This window comes from Cellulomonas sp. NPDC055163, assembly GCF_053607065.1.
The window spans coordinates 182,999-198,440 of record NZ_JBSGSU010000008.1 but is presented as its reverse complement, the minus strand read 5'-3'; the positions used below and the strand labels follow the sequence as shown (position 1 = coordinate 198,440).

The 15,442-nt window shown below is 74.0% G+C and carries 18 protein-coding genes; 9 read left to right on the top strand and 9 right to left on the bottom strand.

Translation table 11 applies throughout. The annotated features are described in order from the left end of the window. The first annotated feature begins 1 nt into the window (after position 1). The 4 genes from sufC to ACWFNE_RS17060 all read left to right on the top strand — a co-directional run bounded on the left by sufC (position 2) and on the right by ACWFNE_RS17060 (position 3,023). Entirely contained in the window at positions 2-769 is a 768-nt protein-coding gene (gene sufC, locus ACWFNE_RS17075; RefSeq protein WP_452123614.1) for a Fe-S cluster assembly ATPase SufC, read from the top strand. 99 nt (positions 770-868) lie between these two features. Beyond that, positions 869-2,206 carry a SufS family cysteine desulfurase gene (locus ACWFNE_RS17070; protein ID WP_452123613.1) on the top strand — a complete coding sequence of 446 codons (1,338 nt, stop codon included), beginning with the start codon at positions 869-871 and terminating at the stop codon, positions 2,204-2,206. Next, positions 2,203-2,682, top strand: coding sequence for a Fe-S cluster assembly sulfur transfer protein SufU (sufU, locus tag ACWFNE_RS17065; protein WP_452123612.1), 480 nt, complete (start codon positions 2,203-2,205; stop codon positions 2,680-2,682). Before ACWFNE_RS17070 ends, sufU begins: the two co-directional genes overlap by 4 nt. Beyond that, on the top strand, positions 2,679-3,023 hold the full coding sequence (locus tag ACWFNE_RS17060) for a metal-sulfur cluster assembly factor (RefSeq protein WP_034626887.1): 345 nt from the start codon (positions 2,679-2,681) through the stop codon (positions 3,021-3,023). The genes sufU and ACWFNE_RS17060 overlap by 4 nt, the downstream gene beginning before the upstream one ends. Positions 3,024-3,237: 214 nt before the next feature. Here the strand turns inward: ACWFNE_RS17060 and ypfJ are convergent, their stop codons facing one another. From ypfJ to ACWFNE_RS17040, 4 genes are read right to left on the bottom strand one after another with little or no spacing between them, the layout of a single operon-like run. Beyond that, on the bottom strand, positions 3,238-4,119 hold the full coding sequence (gene ypfJ, locus ACWFNE_RS17055; RefSeq protein ID WP_452123611.1) for a KPN_02809 family neutral zinc metallopeptidase: 882 nt from the start codon (positions 4,117-4,119) through the stop codon (positions 3,238-3,240). A 22-nt stretch (positions 4,120-4,141) separates the two neighbouring features. Next, positions 4,142-4,822, bottom strand: coding sequence for an energy-coupling factor transporter transmembrane component T family protein (locus tag ACWFNE_RS17050; protein WP_452123610.1), 681 nt, complete (start codon positions 4,820-4,822; stop codon positions 4,142-4,144). Next, positions 4,819-5,535 carry an energy-coupling factor ABC transporter ATP-binding protein gene (locus ACWFNE_RS17045; RefSeq protein WP_452123609.1) on the bottom strand — a complete coding sequence of 239 codons (717 nt, stop codon included), beginning with the start codon at positions 5,533-5,535 and terminating at the stop codon, positions 4,819-4,821. The genes ACWFNE_RS17050 and ACWFNE_RS17045 overlap by 4 nt, the downstream gene beginning before the upstream one ends. Positions 5,536-5,568: 33 nt before the next feature. Then, on the bottom strand, positions 5,569-6,213 hold the full coding sequence (locus ACWFNE_RS17040; protein ID WP_452123608.1) for a biotin transporter BioY: 645 nt from the start codon (positions 6,211-6,213) through the stop codon (positions 5,569-5,571). A 351-nt stretch (positions 6,214-6,564) separates the two neighbouring features. Here ACWFNE_RS17040 and abc-f point away from each other — a divergent pair, with 351 nt between their 5' ends. After that, a complete protein-coding gene (gene abc-f / locus ACWFNE_RS17035; protein ID WP_452123607.1) occupies positions 6,565-8,163 on the top strand; it encodes a ribosomal protection-like ABC-F family protein in 1,599 nt (532 codons plus the stop codon). Positions 8,164-8,250: 87 nt separating this feature from the next. Here abc-f and ACWFNE_RS17030 read toward each other — a convergent pair whose 3' ends face one another. Genes ACWFNE_RS17030 through ACWFNE_RS17020 form a run of 3 tightly spaced genes read right to left on the bottom strand, consistent with a single transcriptional unit; the run spans position 8,251 to position 9,757 of the window. After that, entirely contained in the window at positions 8,251-9,156 is a 906-nt protein-coding gene (locus ACWFNE_RS17030; protein WP_452123606.1) for an SURF1 family cytochrome oxidase biogenesis protein, read from the bottom strand. Continuing rightward, complete coding sequence (locus tag ACWFNE_RS17025) at positions 9,153-9,395, bottom strand: hypothetical protein (RefSeq protein ID WP_452123605.1); 243 nt, start codon at positions 9,393-9,395, stop codon at positions 9,153-9,155. Before ACWFNE_RS17025 ends, ACWFNE_RS17030 begins: the two co-directional genes overlap by 4 nt. Further along, a complete protein-coding gene (locus ACWFNE_RS17020) occupies positions 9,392-9,757 on the bottom strand; it encodes a DUF3099 domain-containing protein (protein WP_452123604.1) in 366 nt (121 codons plus the stop codon). Before ACWFNE_RS17020 ends, ACWFNE_RS17025 begins: the two co-directional genes overlap by 4 nt. Positions 9,758-9,866: 109 nt before the next feature. On the opposite strand from ACWFNE_RS17020, the gene ACWFNE_RS17015 reads away from it, so the two are divergent. Genes ACWFNE_RS17015 through ACWFNE_RS17005 form a run of 3 tightly spaced genes read left to right on the top strand, consistent with a single transcriptional unit; the run spans position 9,867 to position 11,935 of the window. Continuing rightward, entirely contained in the window at positions 9,867-10,598 is a 732-nt protein-coding gene (locus ACWFNE_RS17015; RefSeq protein WP_452123603.1) for a beta-ketoacyl-ACP reductase, read from the top strand. Positions 10,599-10,633: 35 nt separating this feature from the next. Beyond that, positions 10,634-11,404, top strand: a complete 771-nt coding sequence (fabI, locus tag ACWFNE_RS17010; RefSeq protein ID WP_452123602.1) for an enoyl-ACP reductase FabI — start codon at positions 10,634-10,636, stop codon at positions 11,402-11,404. A 3-nt stretch (positions 11,405-11,407) separates the two neighbouring features. Then, on the top strand, positions 11,408-11,935 hold the full coding sequence (locus tag ACWFNE_RS17005) for a SixA phosphatase family protein (protein WP_452123601.1): 528 nt from the start codon (positions 11,408-11,410) through the stop codon (positions 11,933-11,935). Between the two features lie 46 nt (positions 11,936-11,981). Here the strand turns inward: ACWFNE_RS17005 and serB are convergent, their stop codons facing one another. Further along, positions 11,982-12,659 carry a phosphoserine phosphatase SerB gene (gene serB / locus ACWFNE_RS17000; RefSeq protein ID WP_452123600.1) on the bottom strand — a complete coding sequence of 226 codons (678 nt, stop codon included), beginning with the start codon at positions 12,657-12,659 and terminating at the stop codon, positions 11,982-11,984. A gap of 90 nt (positions 12,660-12,749) precedes the next feature. Continuing rightward, positions 12,750-13,991 (bottom strand): glucose-1-phosphate adenylyltransferase, encoded by a 1,242-nt coding sequence (gene glgC, locus ACWFNE_RS16995; RefSeq protein ID WP_452123599.1) that lies wholly within the window; start codon positions 13,989-13,991, stop codon positions 12,750-12,752. 107 nt (positions 13,992-14,098) lie between these two features. Between glgC and glgA the strand changes: the two genes are divergently transcribed. Further along, positions 14,099-15,310 carry a glycogen synthase gene (gene glgA, locus ACWFNE_RS16990; protein ID WP_452123598.1) on the top strand — a complete coding sequence of 404 codons (1,212 nt, stop codon included), beginning with the start codon at positions 14,099-14,101 and terminating at the stop codon, positions 15,308-15,310. Positions 15,311-15,442: the final 132 nt, after the last annotated feature.

The following is a 15,442-nucleotide window of genomic DNA, read 5'->3' as shown; positions in this document are numbered from 1 at the left end:
AATGGCCACGCTAGAGATTCGCGACCTGCACGTCAGCGTCGAGACCAAGGAGGGCCCCAAGCCCATCCTGCGCGGTGTCGACCTGACGATCGGCAGCGGCGAGACCCACGCCATCATGGGCCCCAACGGCTCGGGCAAGTCCACGCTGGCCTACTCGCTCGCGGGCCACCCGAAGTACGACGTCACGGCCGGCACGGTCACGCTCGACGGCGAGGACGTCCTCGCGATGAGCGTCGACGAGCGCGCCAAGGCGGGCCTGTTCCTCGCGATGCAGTACCCCGTCGAGGTCCCCGGCGTCTCGGTGACGAACTTCCTGCGCACCGCCAAGACCGCCATCGACGGCCAGGCGCCCGCGCTGCGGACGTGGACCAAGGACGTCAAGGCGGCCATGGAGCTGCTGCGCATGGACCCCGAGTTCGCGACCCGCAACGTCAACGAGGGCTTCTCGGGCGGGGAGAAGAAGCGCCACGAGATCCTGCAGCTCGAGCTCCTCAAGCCGAAGTTCGCGATCCTCGACGAGACCGACTCCGGCCTCGACGTCGACGCGCTGCGCATCGTCTCCGAGGGCGTCAACCGCGTCCGCTCGGGCGGCGAGGTCGGCGTGCTGCTGATCACGCACTACACGCGCATCCTGCGCTACATCACGCCCGACTTCGTGCACGTCTTCGTCGACGGCAAGGTCGCCGAGGAGGGCGGCCCGGAGCTCGCCGAGCGCCTCGAGAACGAGGGCTACGACCGGTTCCTGCCGACGGGCACGATCACCGCGTGACCTCCGACCGGTGGTCCCGCCCCGCTCCGGCGGGCGGGGCCGCCGGCGGGCACCGGCCGTGACCTGCGGCCGGCGGCACCCCCAGCGAGGACGGACGACGTGACCACGACCCAGGAGCACCGGCTGGGCGCGAGCGAGCTCGCGGCGGTGCGCGCCGACTTCCCGCTGCTCACGCGCACGCTGCGCGACGGCCGCCCGCTCGTGTACCTCGACTCGGCGGCGACGTCGCAGAAGCCCGAGGTCGTGCTCGACGCCGAGCAGGACTTCTACGCGCAGCGCAACGCCGCGGTGCACCGCGGCGCGCACCAGCTCGCCGAGGAGGCGACCGAGGCGTTCGAGGACGCGCGGGCCCGGGTCGCGTCGTTCGTCGGCGTCTCGCCGGGCGAGCTCGTCTGGACGTCGAACGCGACGGCGGCGCTCAACCTCGTGGCGTACGCGATGCAGAACGCGTCGCTCGGCCGCGGCGGCGCGGACGCCCGTCGGTTCGCGCTCGGGGCCGGCGACGAGATCGTCGTGACCGAGCTCGAGCACCACGCGAACCTCGTGCCGTGGCAGGAGCTCGCCGCGCGCACCGGGGCGACGCTGCGCTGGATCGGGGTGGACGACGACGGGCGGCTGCGGACCGACGAGCTCGCGACGGTCGTCACCGACCGCACGCGCGTGCTGGCCTTCACGCACGCGTCCAACGTCACCGGCGCCGTCACGGACGTCGAGGCGTTCGTGGCGCGGGCCCGCGAGGTCGGCGCGCTCACCGTGCTCGACGCGTGCCAGTCCGTGCCGCACCTGCCGGTGGACCTGGCGGCGCTCGGGGTCGACTTCGCCGCGTTCTCCGGCCACAAGATGCTCGCCCCCACGGGCGTCGGCGCGCTGTACGGGCGGCGGGAGCTGCTCGAGGCGATGCCCCCCGTGACCACCGGCGGCTCGATGGTCGAGGTCGTCACGATGGAGAGCACGACGTACGCACCGCCGCCGCAGCGCTTCGAGGCCGGCACGCAGATGGTCTCCCAGGCCGTCGCGATGGGTGCCGCCGCGAGCTACCTGCACGAGCTCGGGATGCCCGCGGTCGCGGCGCACGAGGCGGAGATCGCCCGGGCGCTGCTCGACGCGGTGGCGTCCGTGCCCGGCGTGCGGGTCATCGGCCCGACGGACACCCGGGACCGGCTCGCCGCGGTGTCGTTCGTCGTCGACGGGGTGCACGCGCACGACGTCGGCCAGGTGCTGGACGACGCGGGTGTCGCCGTCCGGGTCGGCCACCACTGCGCCCAGCCCCTGCACCGCCGGTTCGGCGTCGCCGCCACGGCGCGGGCGAGCGGTGCGGTGTACACGACGCTCGAGGAGATCGAGGTCTTCCGGGAAGCACTCGCGGGGGTGCGGGCGTTCTTCGGGGTGACGGACGCACCGGCGCCCGCCGGGACCGCGCGGGAGGGGCTGCGATGAGCTCGATGGAGCAGCTGTACCAGCAGGTCATCCTCGACCACGCGCGCGCGCCGCACGGCCGCGGGCTCGTCGACGCCGGCCCGGGCGCGGGGGAGTCGCACCAGGTCAACCCGACGTGCGGCGACGAGGTGACGCTGCGCGTCGCGGTCGCGGACGGCCGGGTCGCCGCCCTCAGCTGGGAGGGCGAGGGCTGCAGCATCTCGCAGGCCTCCGTCTCGGTGCTCCACGACCTCGTCACGGGCACGCAGCTCGACGAGGTCGACGCGCTCGCCGCGGAGTTCCGCGAGCTCATGGGCTCGCGCGGCGCCGGCCTCGCGCCGGACACCGAGGACCGTCTCGGTGACGCCACCGCCTTCACCGGGGTCGCGAAGTACCCCGCCCGCATCAAGTGCGCGCTGCTCGGCTGGGCCGCACTGCAGGACGCGCTCATCAGGACCGGTGCCACCGCGCCGGCCGGGACCAAGGAGGACGCATGACAGCCACCACACCGGGCGGCGCACCCGCGAGCCCGACCACGGCCGCGGACGTCGAGGAGGCCCTGCGCGACGTCATCGACCCCGAGCTCGGCATCAACGTCGTCGACCTCGGGCTCGTCTACGGCGTCACGGTCGACCAGACCAACACCGCCGTGATCGACATGACCCTGACCTCGGCGGCGTGCCCGCTGACCGACGTCATCGAGGACCAGGCCGGGCAGTCGCTCGACGGCGTCGTCGACGGCTTCCGGATCAACTGGGTCTGGATGCCGCCGTGGGGCCCGGAGAAGATCACGCCCGACGGCCGCGAGCAGATGCGGGCGCTCGGCTTCAACATCTGAGCAGCCCGGGAACGGCGCCCTGACCCACCGCGACGGCACGGGTCGGGCGCCGCACTGCACGAGAGCCCGGCACCGCGCGAGAGCCCGGCACCGCGCGAGAGCCCGGCACCGCGCGGAGGCCGCGCACCGCACGAGAGCCCGGCACCGCACAGGTGCCGGGCTCTCGTCGTGCTGCGGGATCCCCGCGCTCCGCGGGGCAGGGTGCTGCCTGGGCTCAGAGGTCCGTCGCCGCGAACGTGTCGCACGCCGCCAGGTTGCGCTCGTTGTAGCCGGTCGTGAACCAGCGCTGACGCTGCTCGCTCGACCCGTGGGTCCACGTGTGCGGGTTCACGCCGCCGCCCGACTGCTGCTGGATGTGGTCGTCGCCGACGGCCTCGGCCGCGGAGAGCGCGTCGGCGAGCTGCGCGTCGGTGATCGGCTCGAGGAACGTGACGCCGGTGTCGGGGTCGACCGTGCTCGCCGCGTTGCCCGCCCAGACGCCCGCGTAGCAGTCGGCCTGGAGCTCGACGCGCACCGAGTCGGAGGTCGCGCCGGTGCCCTGGCGGTCCGCGCGGTCCATGACTCCGGTGATCGTCTGGATGTGGTGGCCGTACTCGTGCGCCGTGACGTACATCTCGGCGAGCGAGCCGGCCGACGCGCCGAACTGGCTCTGCAGGAGGTCGAAGAACCGCAGGTCCATGTAGATCTTCTGGTCGGGCGGGCAGTAGAACGGGCCGGTCGACGCGGACGCCTGGCCGCAGCCGGTGACGACGGCGTCCTCGAACGCCCGCACGCCGGGGGCGACGAACTCGACGCCCGCGGCGGGCAGGGCGGCAGCCCAGTAGGCGTCGAGCGACTGCACGGTCCCGGACAGGCGGCACTCGCGCGTCGTGTTCGCCTCCTCGACGGTGCAGTCACCGACCGTGCCGACCTCCTCGGCCGCACCGCTGCCCTGCGCGCCGCCGACGACACCGGTGAGGTCGACGCCCGTGAACTGGGCGATGAGGAACACCGCGATCCCGAGCAGCCCGACGCCGCCGCCGACCGCCGCACCACGCCCGCCACGGCTGGTCTCGACGCGACCGCCCTCGAAGCCGCCACCCTCGCTGAATGTCATGGCGCAGACGGTAGACCGCCGGTCACGCGTGTGCACGGCGAGACGGACGCGCGTCCGGCTCCTCGCCGAGCCCGCGTGCGGCGAGCGCGTCACCGACGGCGCGCGCGTGCGCGACGGTCCGGACCGCGGCGGGCACGAGCAGCGCGCGGGGGTCCCGGTCGAGCCCTCGCGCGCGTGCGGCGTCGCGCACCTCGTGCACGGTCCGCGCGAGCGCGGGCACGGTCCGGAGCATGAGCCCGACCGCCAGCGCGAACGTCTCGGGCGGCAGCCCGACGTGCCGCAGGGGTCGGGCGAGCCACGTCAGGGTGTCGAGCAGACGGTCCGCGGGCGTGGTCGCGGTGACGACGACGGCCGCGAGCACGAGCGCCACGAGGTCGAGGGCGACCTCGACCGCGACGGGCCACCCGCGGGCCCACCACTGGTAGAGGCCGACGAGCGCTGCGGTCACGAGCACCGGGCCGAGGCCGCGCAGGGTCACGTGCGGCGGCAGGCGCCCGACGAGGGCGAGCAGGACCCCGGCGCCGAGCGCGAGCCCGGCGCTGAGCGGTCCGGTCGCGACGACGACGGCGACGCCGAGCAGCGCGAGCCCCGCGAGCTTGAGCCCGGGGCGCGCGCGGTGCAGGACGGTGGTGCCCGGGTGGTACAGGCCGAGGGGCCCGGACCAGGGCGCGCGCTGGGGGCGGCCCCCGCGAGCAGCGCTCACCACGGTCGCCGGTCGGACATGAGCGCGCGGTACGCGGCGACGCCCTCGTGCGGGTCGCCGTCGAACACCACGGCGCCGCCGTCCACGACGAGCACCCGCTCGGCCCGCTCGGCGGCGTCGAGGTCGTGCGTCACGAGGAGCACCTGCTGGTCGAGCCCTGCGAGCAGCTCGTCGACGGCCCGGCGCCAGCGCAGGTCGAGCAGCGTCGTCGGCTCGTCGCACACGAGCACGGAGGGCTCGGTCGCGAGCACCCCGGCGAGCGCGAGGAGCTGCTTCTGGCCGCCCGAGAGCGCGTGCACCGGCACCTCGGCGCGCTCGCCGAGGCCGAAGCGCTCGAGCACGGCCCGGGCGCGGGCGTCCCGCTCGGCGGCGGGCAGCGAGAGCCGGCGCAGGGAGAGCGCGACGTCCTCGAGCGGCGTCGGCATGACGAGCTGCGCCTCGGGGTCGGTGAACACGAACCCGACGCGCTGCCGGACCGCGGGCCCGTCGCGCGACGTGTCGAGCCCGTCGACCCGCACGGTGCCCGACGAGGGCAGCGCGAGCCCGTTGACGAGGCGTGCGAGCGTCGACTTGCCCGAGCCGTTGGCGCCGACGACCGCGACCCGCCGCTCCGTGAGCCGGCACGTCACCGGTCCGAGCAGCGTCACGACGTCCTCGGACCGGCCGTCGTGCGTGGCGTACGCGGTGACGGTGACGGCGTCGAGCTCGATCATCGGAGGGGCGTCATGGGGTCGGCGTCCGCCAGGTCAGCGGCGTGCGCGCAGCAGGTCGGGGAACGCGCGGAACAGTGCCGTGGCGACGAGGGCCGCCAGCAGGTTCTTGATCACGTCACCGGGCAGGAACGTCGCCCCCGCGAGGACCGCCTCGCCGGGCGACATGCCCAGGCGCCAGCCCATCACGGCGATGCCGAGCGGGTGGATCGCGACGAGGCTCGTGACCGTCGCGCACGCGAAGATCGCCCAGTACCGCCGCGCAGGACTCAGCCGGGCGGCGAACCGCGAGACCAGGAAGCCGACGAGCGCCGCCGCGAGCACGAAGCCGACGATGTACCCGAACGACGGCTTGGCCACGACGGCGAGGCCGCCGGTGCCCTGCGCGAAGACGGGCAGCCCTGCAAGCCCGACGACGACGTACAGCAGCACGGCGAGCGCGCCGCGCCGTGCACCGAGAGCGATGCCGGCGAGCATGACGCCGAAGGTCTGCAGCGTGATGGGGATCGAGAGGCCCGGCACGGGGAACTGGACGAGCGTGCAGACCGCGATGAACGCCGCGAACGTCGCGACGAGCGCCACGTCGGTCGCCGCGGAGGTGCGCGCGACGGGCGGTGCCGGCGCGTCGGCCGTGAGGGCTCCGGACGGCCGCGCGGACGTCGGCTCTGAGGCGTCGGTCATGGGGACTCCCTGGTGTCGGAGGCAGCGATGCTGGGCTGTGCGAAGGGTCGTGCGGGGGCTGTGCGGGCGGGTCTGCGGCGGTGCCGCCCGGACGCGATGCGGGTCCGGACGGTGGACGCCCTGCTCGGCGTCCGGTGCGCTGCCACGTGGCTGCCCCGGACGAGGTCCCGGACAGCTCGGCGGGACGCGGCCGGTGCAGCGGGCCGGGCGCAACGCTAGCCGGTCGTAGACTTGGCCGCGTTTGTGCCCGCGTCCAACACCGGCGTGCGGCCTTCGGAGGAACACCACAGCCCGACCCAGTCCATCGGCGCGCCCGCTCCCGTGCGGCGCCCCGGTCCCGGAAGGACCCCCGTGATCACTGCCCATGCCGTCGAGCTGCGCGTCGGCGCACGCGTGCTGCTCGAGGAGGCGACGTTCCGCATCGCCGCCGGTGACCGGATCGGGCTCGTCGGGCGCAACGGCGCGGGCAAGACGACGCTGACCAAGACGCTCGCGGGGGAGACCCAGCCGTCGGGCGGGCAGATCACGCGCGCCGGCGAGATCGGCTACCTGCCGCAGGACCCGCGCACGGGTGACCTCGGCGCACTCGCGATGGACCGCATCCTCTCGGCGCGCGGGCTCGACGAGGTCGTGCGCGCGATGCGCGAGACCGAGGGGCAGATGGCGAGCGCGGACGACGCGACGCGGGACACCGCGATGGAGCGCTACACGCGGCTCGAGGCGCGGTTCACGGCGGCCGGCGGGTACGCGGCCGAGAGCGAGGCGAGCCGCATCGCGGCGAACCTCGGCCTCGACGAGCGCGTCCTCGGGCAGACGATCGGCACGCTGTCCGGTGGTCAGCGCCGCCGCGTCGAGCTCGCCCGCATCCTCTTCTCGGGGGTCGACACGCTGCTCCTCGACGAGCCGACCAACCACCTCGACGCCGACTCGATCCTGTGGCTGCGGGACTACCTGAAGAGCTACCCGGGCGGCTTCGTGGTCATCAGCCACGACACCGAGCTGCTGCGCGCGACCGTGAACAAGGTCTTCCACCTGGACGCGAACCGCGGTGAGCTCGACCAGTACAACCTGGGCTGGGACGCGTACCTGCTGCAGCGCGAGACCGACGAGAAGCGCCGCAAGCGCGAGCGCGCCAACACCGAGAAGAAGGCCGCGGTGCTGCTCGCGCAGGCCGACAAGATGCGCGCCAAGGCCACCAAGGCCGTCGCCGCGCAGAACATGGCCCGCCGCGCCGAGCGGATGCTGTCCTCGCTCGAGGAGGTCCGCGTCTCCGACAAGGTCGCGAAGCTGCGCTTCCCCGAGCCCGCGGCGTGCGGCAAGACGCCGCTCACCGCCGAGGGGCTCAGCAAGTCCTACGGCTCGCAGGAGGTCTTCACCGACGTCGACCTCGCGATCGACCGCGGGAGCCGCGTCGTCGTGCTGGGCCTCAACGGTGCGGGCAAGACGACGCTCCTGCGCATGCTCGCGGGCCTCGCCCAGCCCGACACCGGTGAGGTCAAGGCCGGGCACGGGCTCAAGCTCGGGTACTACGCGCAGGAGCACGAGACGCTCGACCTGACCCGCACGGTCGTGGAGAACCTCCGCTCGGCCGCACCCGACCTGACGGACACCCAGGTCCGCTCGGTGCTGGGCTCGTTCCTGTTCTCGGGCGACGACGCCGACAAGTCGGCGGGCGTCCTCTCGGGCGGGGAGAAGACGCGGCTCGCGCTCGCGGCGCTCGTCGTGTCCTCCGCGAACGTGCTGCTGCTCGACGAGCCCACCAACAACCTGGACCCGGCGTCGCGCGAGGAGATCCTCGCGGCGCTGCGCGGCTACACCGGGGCGGTCGTCCTGGTGAGCCACGACGAGGGCGCGGTCGCGGCGCTCAACCCCGAGCGCGTCGTGCTGCTGCCCGACGGCGACGAGGACCTGTGGAGCCCGGCGTACCTCGACCTCATCTCGCTCGCGTAGCGGGTCGCCTCGGCGGTCGTGGCCGTCGCCGGGCGGTCACGCCGACGCGGTCCGGGCGCGCGGTGCGGCGGCGCCGACCCGCGGATGTCAGCGGAGCTGGGCGTCGATCAGCGCGTCCTCGACGTCCTCGGCGCTCGGGCCGCGTTCCCGGCGAGCCGCACGTGCCGCCCGGGGTGGGCGCGGCGGCGTCGGCGCATTGCCGTCCCCGTCGGGCCCCGGTGTGCCGGGCTCGTCCTCGCCCTCGGCGCGGGCGTCGACCAGCTCCCGCCGGGCCATCACGGAGAACCCGACGAGCGCCCCGAGCGCGAACGTCCACCACTGGAACGCGTACGACAAGTGCGACCCCGGGTCGGTGCTCGGTGCGGGCAGCGGCACGAGCGACTGCGCGGGGGCCGGGGCCTCGTCGGCCAGCGCGCCGTACGCGCGGTACGGGGTCAGGCCGTCGAGCGCGGTGTCGTCCGGCGCCTGGCCGAGCACCTGCGCGACCGCGATCGCGTGCACCTGACCGGCGGCCGCCGCACGCGCCCGCGGCTCGTCGAGCCGGAGCCGGACCGTGACCTCCACCGAGCCGGCCGGGGGAGGGGGGACGTCGACCGCCGCCGAGCCGTCGGTCCCCATCCCGACGAACCCGCGGTTCACGACCAGCACCGTGCCCGGCTCCCCGCCGTCCTCCACCACGAGCGGGACGAGCACGTGGTACCCGGGCGTGCTCTCGACGGGCCGGTTGCGCAGCAGGACCGTCGCCTCGGGCAGGTAGCGACCGGTCACGACGGCGCGGCGCCACACGTCGTCCGGCCCGAGCTCGGCGTCCGCCGACGGCAGCACCTCGTCGAGCCGGACCGGCTCCGCGGCGTAGTTCCGCTCGACGACCCGGATCAGCGCGTCGCGGGCGACGTGCCGGTTCCACTGCCACCGGCCCGCGAACGTGCAGCCCGTCGCGACGACGAGCGCGACGAGGACGAGCGCGAGCGCGCGGCGGACGTGCGGTCTCACGGGCTCTCGGCCACCTCGAGCTCCGCGACGGGCACGGCACCGCGCAGGAACCCGCGCACGTCGAGGTAGGAGCTCAGGTGCTCGCGGTGCTCGTCGCACGCGAGCCAGACCTTGCGACGCTCGGGCGTGTGCAGCTTCGGGTTGTTCCACAGCAGGCCCCACGCGGCCTCCGCGCGGCAGCCGCGGCGCGAGCACACGAGCTCGTCGACCGTGTCGGGGGTGGGCTGCAGGAGGCTCATCGGGGTCCTCGGGGACGGCTCGGGTCGGGGTGCTCGGCGGAGGAGGCCGGGTCGGCGCCGTCCTCGGGGCGTGCGCCGATCGCGCGGGGGTCGAGGTAGGTCGGCACCCGGTCGACGCGCTCGCGGCCCGCGTTCGCGAACAGCACCGCGACGTAGGGCAGCACGACCGCGCCCACGACGAACAGCAGCGACACCCACATCGGCACGACGCCCCAGAGGACGACCGCGAGCACGAAGCACAGGGTCCGGATGCCCATCTGCAGGAGGTACCGGCGGGTGCGCCGCGCGAGGTCGTCGGCGAGCGGCTCCGGCGCGGACGTGATGCTGATCACGTCGTCCGTCTCACGGCTCTTCCTTCTCACCTCACGATGGTAGTCCGGCGTCGTTGTGGGCACTCGACAAGGGCGGCGCGCCATCTCGCGCGCGGGCGTCACCGACACCCGGCCCGCGTGTCGGATACCGTCGGATCTCGTGCCGCAGACTCCAGCAGGTGAGAACGGACCCCGCAGCATCCTCGTCACGGGTGCCAACCGGGGCATCGGCCGCGCGATCGCGGAGCGGTTCGTCGCGTCCGGCGACAAGGTCGCCACGATCTACCGCAGCGGCGACCTCCCCGACGGCGTGCTCGGCGTGACGGGCGACGTGCGGGACACCGCCGCCGTGGACGCCGCGTTCGCCGAGGTCGAGGCCGCCCACGGTCCGGTCGAGGTGCTCGTCGCCAACGCCGGGATCACGCGCGACCAGCTCCTCATGCGCATGACCGACGAGGAGTTCGAGCAGGTGCTCGACGTCAACCTCACGGGCGCGTTCCGCTGCGTGCGCCGCGCGTCCAAGGGCATGATCCGGCTCCGCCGTGGGCGCATCGTGCTCGTCTCCTCCGTGGTGGGCCTCTACGGCTCGCCCGGGCAGGTCAACTACGCCGCGTCCAAGGCCGGGCTCGTCGGCATGGCGCGGTCGATCACGCGCGAGCTCGGCGGACGCGGCATCACCGCGAACGTCGTCGCCCCCGGCTTCATCGACACCGCGATGACCGCCGAGCTGCCCGCCGAGCGCCAGGACGCCTACAAGGCGTCGATCCCCGCGGGCCGGTTCGGGCACGCCGACGAGATCGCCGCCGCCGTGCACTTCCTCGCCTCGCCCGACGCCGCCTACGTCTCGGGGGCCGTCATCCCCGTCGACGGCGGCCTCGGCATGGGCCACTGACCCCCTCTCGACTCGACCGGAACGGAACAGCACCCATGGGTCTGCTCGACGGCAAGAAGCTCCTCGTGACCGGCGTCCTCACGGACGGCTCGATCGCGTTCCACGTCGCCCGCCTCGCTCAGGAGCAGGGCGCCCAGGTCGTCCTCACGTCCTTCGGGCGCCAGTTCCGGCTCACGCAGGCGATCGCCCGGCGGCTGCCCGCCGAGGCGGCCGTCGTGCAGCTCGACGTCACGTCGGCCGAGGACCTGGCCGCGCTCGCGGACCGCGTGCGCGAGCTGGGCATCGACCGCCTCGACGGCGTCGTGCACTCGATCGGCTTCGCGCCGCAGTCCGTGATGGGCGGCAACTTCCTCGCCGGGGAGTGGGAGGACGTCGCGACGGCCGTGCACGTGTCCGCGTACTCGCTCAAGGCGCTCGCGGTCGCCGCGCAGCCGCTGCTGACGTCGGGCGGCTCGCTCGTCGGCCTGACGTTCGACGCGCGCTACGCGTGGCCGGTGTACGACTGGATGGGCGTCGCCAAGGCGGCGTTCGAGTCGACGGCCCGCTACCTCGCGCGCGACCTCGGACCGAGCGGCGTGCGCGTCAACCTCGTCTCCGCCGGCCCGATCCGCACCACGGCGGCGAAGTCGATCCCCGGCTTCGAGGCGATGGAGGGCGGCTGGCCCGAGCGCGCGCCCCTCGGCTGGGACGTGCACGACCCCGAGCCGACGGCCCGCGCCGTCGCCGCGCTGCTGTCCGACTGGTTCCCCGCGACGACCGGCGAGATCGTGCACGTCGACGGCGGCGTGCACGCGATGGGTCTGTAGCCGGTGACCGGGACGTGGACGGCCGCCCGGCGGCTCGTCCTCCTGCGCCACGCGAAGGCCGAGCCGGGCGGGGTGCTCGACGACCACGTCCGGACCCTCGCTCTCGAGGGGCGGCGCCAGGCCGGTCTGGTCGGGGCGAGCCTGCGCGACGCGGATCTCGTGCCGGACCTCGTGCTGTGCTCGTCGGCGGTGCGCACGCGCCAGACGTGGGACCTCGCTCGCAACGCTCTCGGCACGGACGCCCCGCACGTCGAGGTGTCCGAGGAGCTCTACACCGCGGGCGCCCGCGAGCTGCTCGAGCTCGTCCGCTCGGTCGACCCGGACGCACGCGCGGTGCTGCTCGTCGGGCACGAGCCCACGGTCTCCCAGGCGGCCGCGCTGCTCGCGGGACCGGGCTCGGACGAGACGGCGGTGCTGCGCGTGCGCACGGGGGTCCCCACGGCGAGCTACTCCGTCCTCGAGACCGACGCCGCGTGGTCCGCGCTCGAGCCCGACGGCGCGCGGCTGCTGCGCCTCGTGACGGCGGACTGACGGCTCAGCCGTCTCGCGACGTCCCGCGGGCCGGCCCCGGGCGTGCTCAGGCGAACGGCCCGAGCACGAGCACCTCGTCGAGCCGTGCCGCGAGCACCGCGTCGGCCTGCGCGCACACGACCGGCTTGGCGTTGAACGCGACCCCGAACCCCGCGGCCGCGATCATGTCGAGGTCGTTCGCGCCGTCGCCGATCGCGACCGTGCGGTCGAGCGGGATCCGCTCGGCCGCGGCGAGCTCGCGCAGGAACGTGGCCTTCGCGGCGCGGTCCACGACGGGCCCGGTGACGCGACCCGTGAGCACGCCGCCGTCGACCTCGAGCGCGTTGGCCCGGAAGCGGGTGATCCCGAGGTGCGCGGCGAGCGGGGCGACGACCTCGACGAACCCCCCGGAGACGAGCCCGAGCGGCCAGTCGCGCCGCGCGAGCTCCTCGACGAGCTCGGGCGCACCGGGGGAGAGCTCGACGGCCGCGAGCACGTCGTCGAACACCCGGACGGGCAGGCCGGCGAGGACGGCGACGCGCGCGTGCAGCGACGCGGCGAAGTCGAGCTCCCCACGCATCGCCCGCTCGGTGATCTCGGCGACCTCCGCCCGGGTACCGGCGTGGTCCGCGAGCATCTCGATGACCTCGCCCGTGATGAGGGTCGAGTCGACGTCCATCACGACAAGGTGACGCGGGCGGACGGCGTCGGGTCGGGCGGTGTCGGCGGCAGGCACGGAGGTCACGCGAGGCAGGGTAACCGCGGGGTCGGCGGGGCCGTCGTGCGCGTTCAGCCCTCGTCGTCCGCCGCGGTGCACCGGCCCGGCCCGCCCCGCTCAGTCCTCGATGACGTGACCCTTGGGGACGACCGTGATGCCCGACTCGGTGACGGTGAACCCGCGCGCGAGGTCGTGCTCGCGGTCGAGACCGATCCGTGCGCGCTCCGGGACGATCACGTTCTTGTCGATGATCGCGCGGTGCACCTGGGCGTAGCGCTGCACGTGCACGCCGTCCATGAGCACCGAGTCGGTCACCTGCGCCCACGAGTGCAGGTACGTCCCGGGCGACAGGACCGAGCCCGAGACCGTCGCACCCGAGACGAGCACGCCGGGGGAGACGATCGAGTCCGCCGCGTGGCCCAGGCGCCCCGGGCCCGCGTGCACGAACTTCGCGGGCGGCAGGCCCGTGTAGCCCGTGAACACCGGCCACGAGTCGTTGTAGAGGTTGAACACCGGCTCGATCGAGATGAGGTCCTGGTTCGCGTCGTAATACGAGTCGAGCGTCCCGACGTCGCGCCAGTAGTCGCGGTCCCGGTCGGTCGAGCCCGGGACGTCGTTCTTGATGAAGTCGTAGACCGCCGCGGTGCCCTTCTCGACGAACGACGGCACGAGGTCCCCGCCCATGTCGTGGCGCGAGTTCGCGTCGGCGGCGTCGGCCGTGACGGCCTCGATGAGCGCGTCCGCGTTGATGACGTAGTTGCCCATCGACGCGAAGATCTCGCCCGGCGAGCCCGGGACCGCGACCGGGTCGCTCGGCTTCTCGCGGAACGCCGCGATCCGGATCGGATCGTCCGCGTCGGTCTCGATGACCCCGAACTGGTCGGCCATGTCGATCGGCTGGCGGATGCCCGCGACCGTGATCTCCGCGCCCGACTCGATGTGCTGGTCGACCATCTGGGAGAAGTCCATGCGGTACACGTGGTCGGCGCCGACCACGACCACGATGTCCGGGCGCTCGTCCTCGATGATGTTGAGGCACTGGTAGATCGCGTCCGCGCTGCCGAGGTACCAGTGCTTGCCGACGCGCTGCTGCGCGGGCACCGGGGCGACGTAGTTGCCGAGCAGCGTGGACATGCGCCACGTCTTGGCGACGTGCCGGTCGAGGCTGTGCGACTTGTACTGCGTCAGCACGACGATGTGCAGGTAGTGGGAGTTCACGAGGTTCGACAGCGCGAAGTCCACCAGCCGGTAGATGCCGCCGAACGGCACAGCGGGTTTGGCCCGTGCCGCCGTGAGCGGCATGAGCCGCTTGCCTTCCCCACCTGCGAGGACGATTGCCAGGACGCGCGGCGCTGCCATGGGACAGACCCTAGGCCTCCGTGGTTCCCGAGGCGAGGCGAACGCCGCGAAGGACTAGCGTGTCGCACGGTGGACGGGGGAGCCCCGGCCCGTGGAGAGGGGACACGATGCGAGTCGACCTGCTGACCAGGGAGTACCCGCCCCACGTGTACGGCGGGGCAGGGGTCCACGTGGCCGAGCTGGCGGCCGTCCTGAGGCGCAGCATCGACGTGCGCGTGCACTGCTTCGACGGTCCGCGCGAAGAGGCAGACGTGCACGGGTACGACGTCCCCGCCGAGCTCGCCGGCGCGAACGCCGCCCTGGCGACGATGGGCGTCGACCTGCAGATCGCCGCGAACCTCGAGGGCGCCGACCTGGTGCACTCCCACACCTGGTACGCGAACCTGGCCGGGCACCTCGGCGGACTGCTGGGCGGCGTCCCGCACGTGGTCTCCGCGCACAGCCTCGAGCCGCTGCGGCCGTGGAAGGCCGAGCAGCTCGGCGGCGGGTACGCGCTGTCGAGCTGGGTCGAGCGGACCGCGTTCGAGGCGGCGGCCGGCGTCATCGCGGTCAGCGGCGGCATGCGCGCCGACATCCTGCGCAGCTACCCGGCGATCGACCCCGACCGCGTGCACGTCGTGCACAACGGCATCGACCTCGCGGGGTGGCAGCGGCCCACGAGCGACGAGGCGCTCGCGCAGGCCGACGCCGTGGTGCGCCGTCTGGGCATCGACCCGGACCGGCCCTCGGTGGTCTTCGTCGGGCGCATCACCCGGCAGAAGGGCCTGCCGTACCTGCTGCGCGCCGCCGACCTGCTGCCGCCCGAGGTCCAGCTCGTGCTGTGCGCGGGCGCGCCGGACACCCCCCAGATCATGGCGGAGGTGTCGGGGCTCGTCGACGAGCTGCGCACGCGCCGCGGCGGCGGGGTCGTGTGGATCGAGCAGATGCTGCCGCGCCCCGAGCTCGTCGCGGTGCTCGCGGCCGGCACGGTCTTCGTGTGCCCGTCGGTGTACGAGCCGCTCGGCATCGTCAACCTCGAGGCGATGGCGGTCGGCCTGCCCGTCGTCGGCTCCGCGACGGGCGGGATCCCCGAGGTCGTCGACGACGGCGTCACGGGGTGGCTCGTGCCGATCGAGCAGGTCCAGGACGGCACCGGGACACCGCTCGACCCCGATGTGTTCGTCGCGGACCTCGGCGCGGCGCTCGTCGAGGCCGTCTCCGACCCGGCCCGGGCGGCCGAGCGCGGCGTGGCCTCGCGACGGCGCGTCGAGGACCACTTCTCGTGGGACGCCGTCGCGGAGCGCACGATCGACGTCTACCGGGACGTGCTGGGGGCCTGACAGGCCGGCGGCCGCGTGCAGCTGCACGCGGACACCCGCCCCGCTCCCACTTGGCCACCCAGGCCCAGTAAGTTCCCGTTTCCCTAGACCCGAACACATCTGGTACATGTTTCTCCCAGGGCACGGACCGCA

What these genes read in the sequence shown, in the direction of transcription:
- ACWFNE_RS17025 (WP_452123605.1), bottom strand. Translation starts at nt 9,395, where the DNA reads ATGAGCCTCCTGCAGCCCACCCCCGACACGGTCGACGAGCTCGTGTGC.
- ACWFNE_RS17060 (WP_034626887.1), top strand. Translation starts at nt 2,679, where the DNA reads ATGACAGCCACCACACCGGGCGGCGCACCCGCGAGCCCGACCACGGCC.
- sufC (WP_452123614.1), top strand. Translation starts at nt 2, where the DNA reads ATGGCCACGCTAGAGATTCGCGACCTGCACGTCAGCGTCGAGACCAAG.
- glgC (WP_452123599.1), bottom strand. Translation starts at nt 13,991, where the DNA reads ATGGCAGCGCCGCGCGTCCTGGCAATCGTCCTCGCAGGTGGGGAAGGC.
- fabI (WP_452123602.1), top strand. Translation starts at nt 10,634, where the DNA reads ATGGGTCTGCTCGACGGCAAGAAGCTCCTCGTGACCGGCGTCCTCACG.
- sufU (WP_452123612.1), top strand. Translation starts at nt 2,203, where the DNA reads ATGAGCTCGATGGAGCAGCTGTACCAGCAGGTCATCCTCGACCACGCG.
- glgA (WP_452123598.1), top strand. Translation starts at nt 14,099, where the DNA reads ATGCGAGTCGACCTGCTGACCAGGGAGTACCCGCCCCACGTGTACGGC.
- ACWFNE_RS17045 (WP_452123609.1), bottom strand. Translation starts at nt 5,535, where the DNA reads ATGATCGAGCTCGACGCCGTCACCGTCACCGCGTACGCCACGCACGAC.
- ypfJ (WP_452123611.1), bottom strand. Translation starts at nt 4,119, where the DNA reads ATGACATTCAGCGAGGGTGGCGGCTTCGAGGGCGGTCGCGTCGAGACC.
- ACWFNE_RS17040 (WP_452123608.1), bottom strand. Translation starts at nt 6,213, where the DNA reads ATGACCGACGCCTCAGAGCCGACGTCCGCGCGGCCGTCCGGAGCCCTC.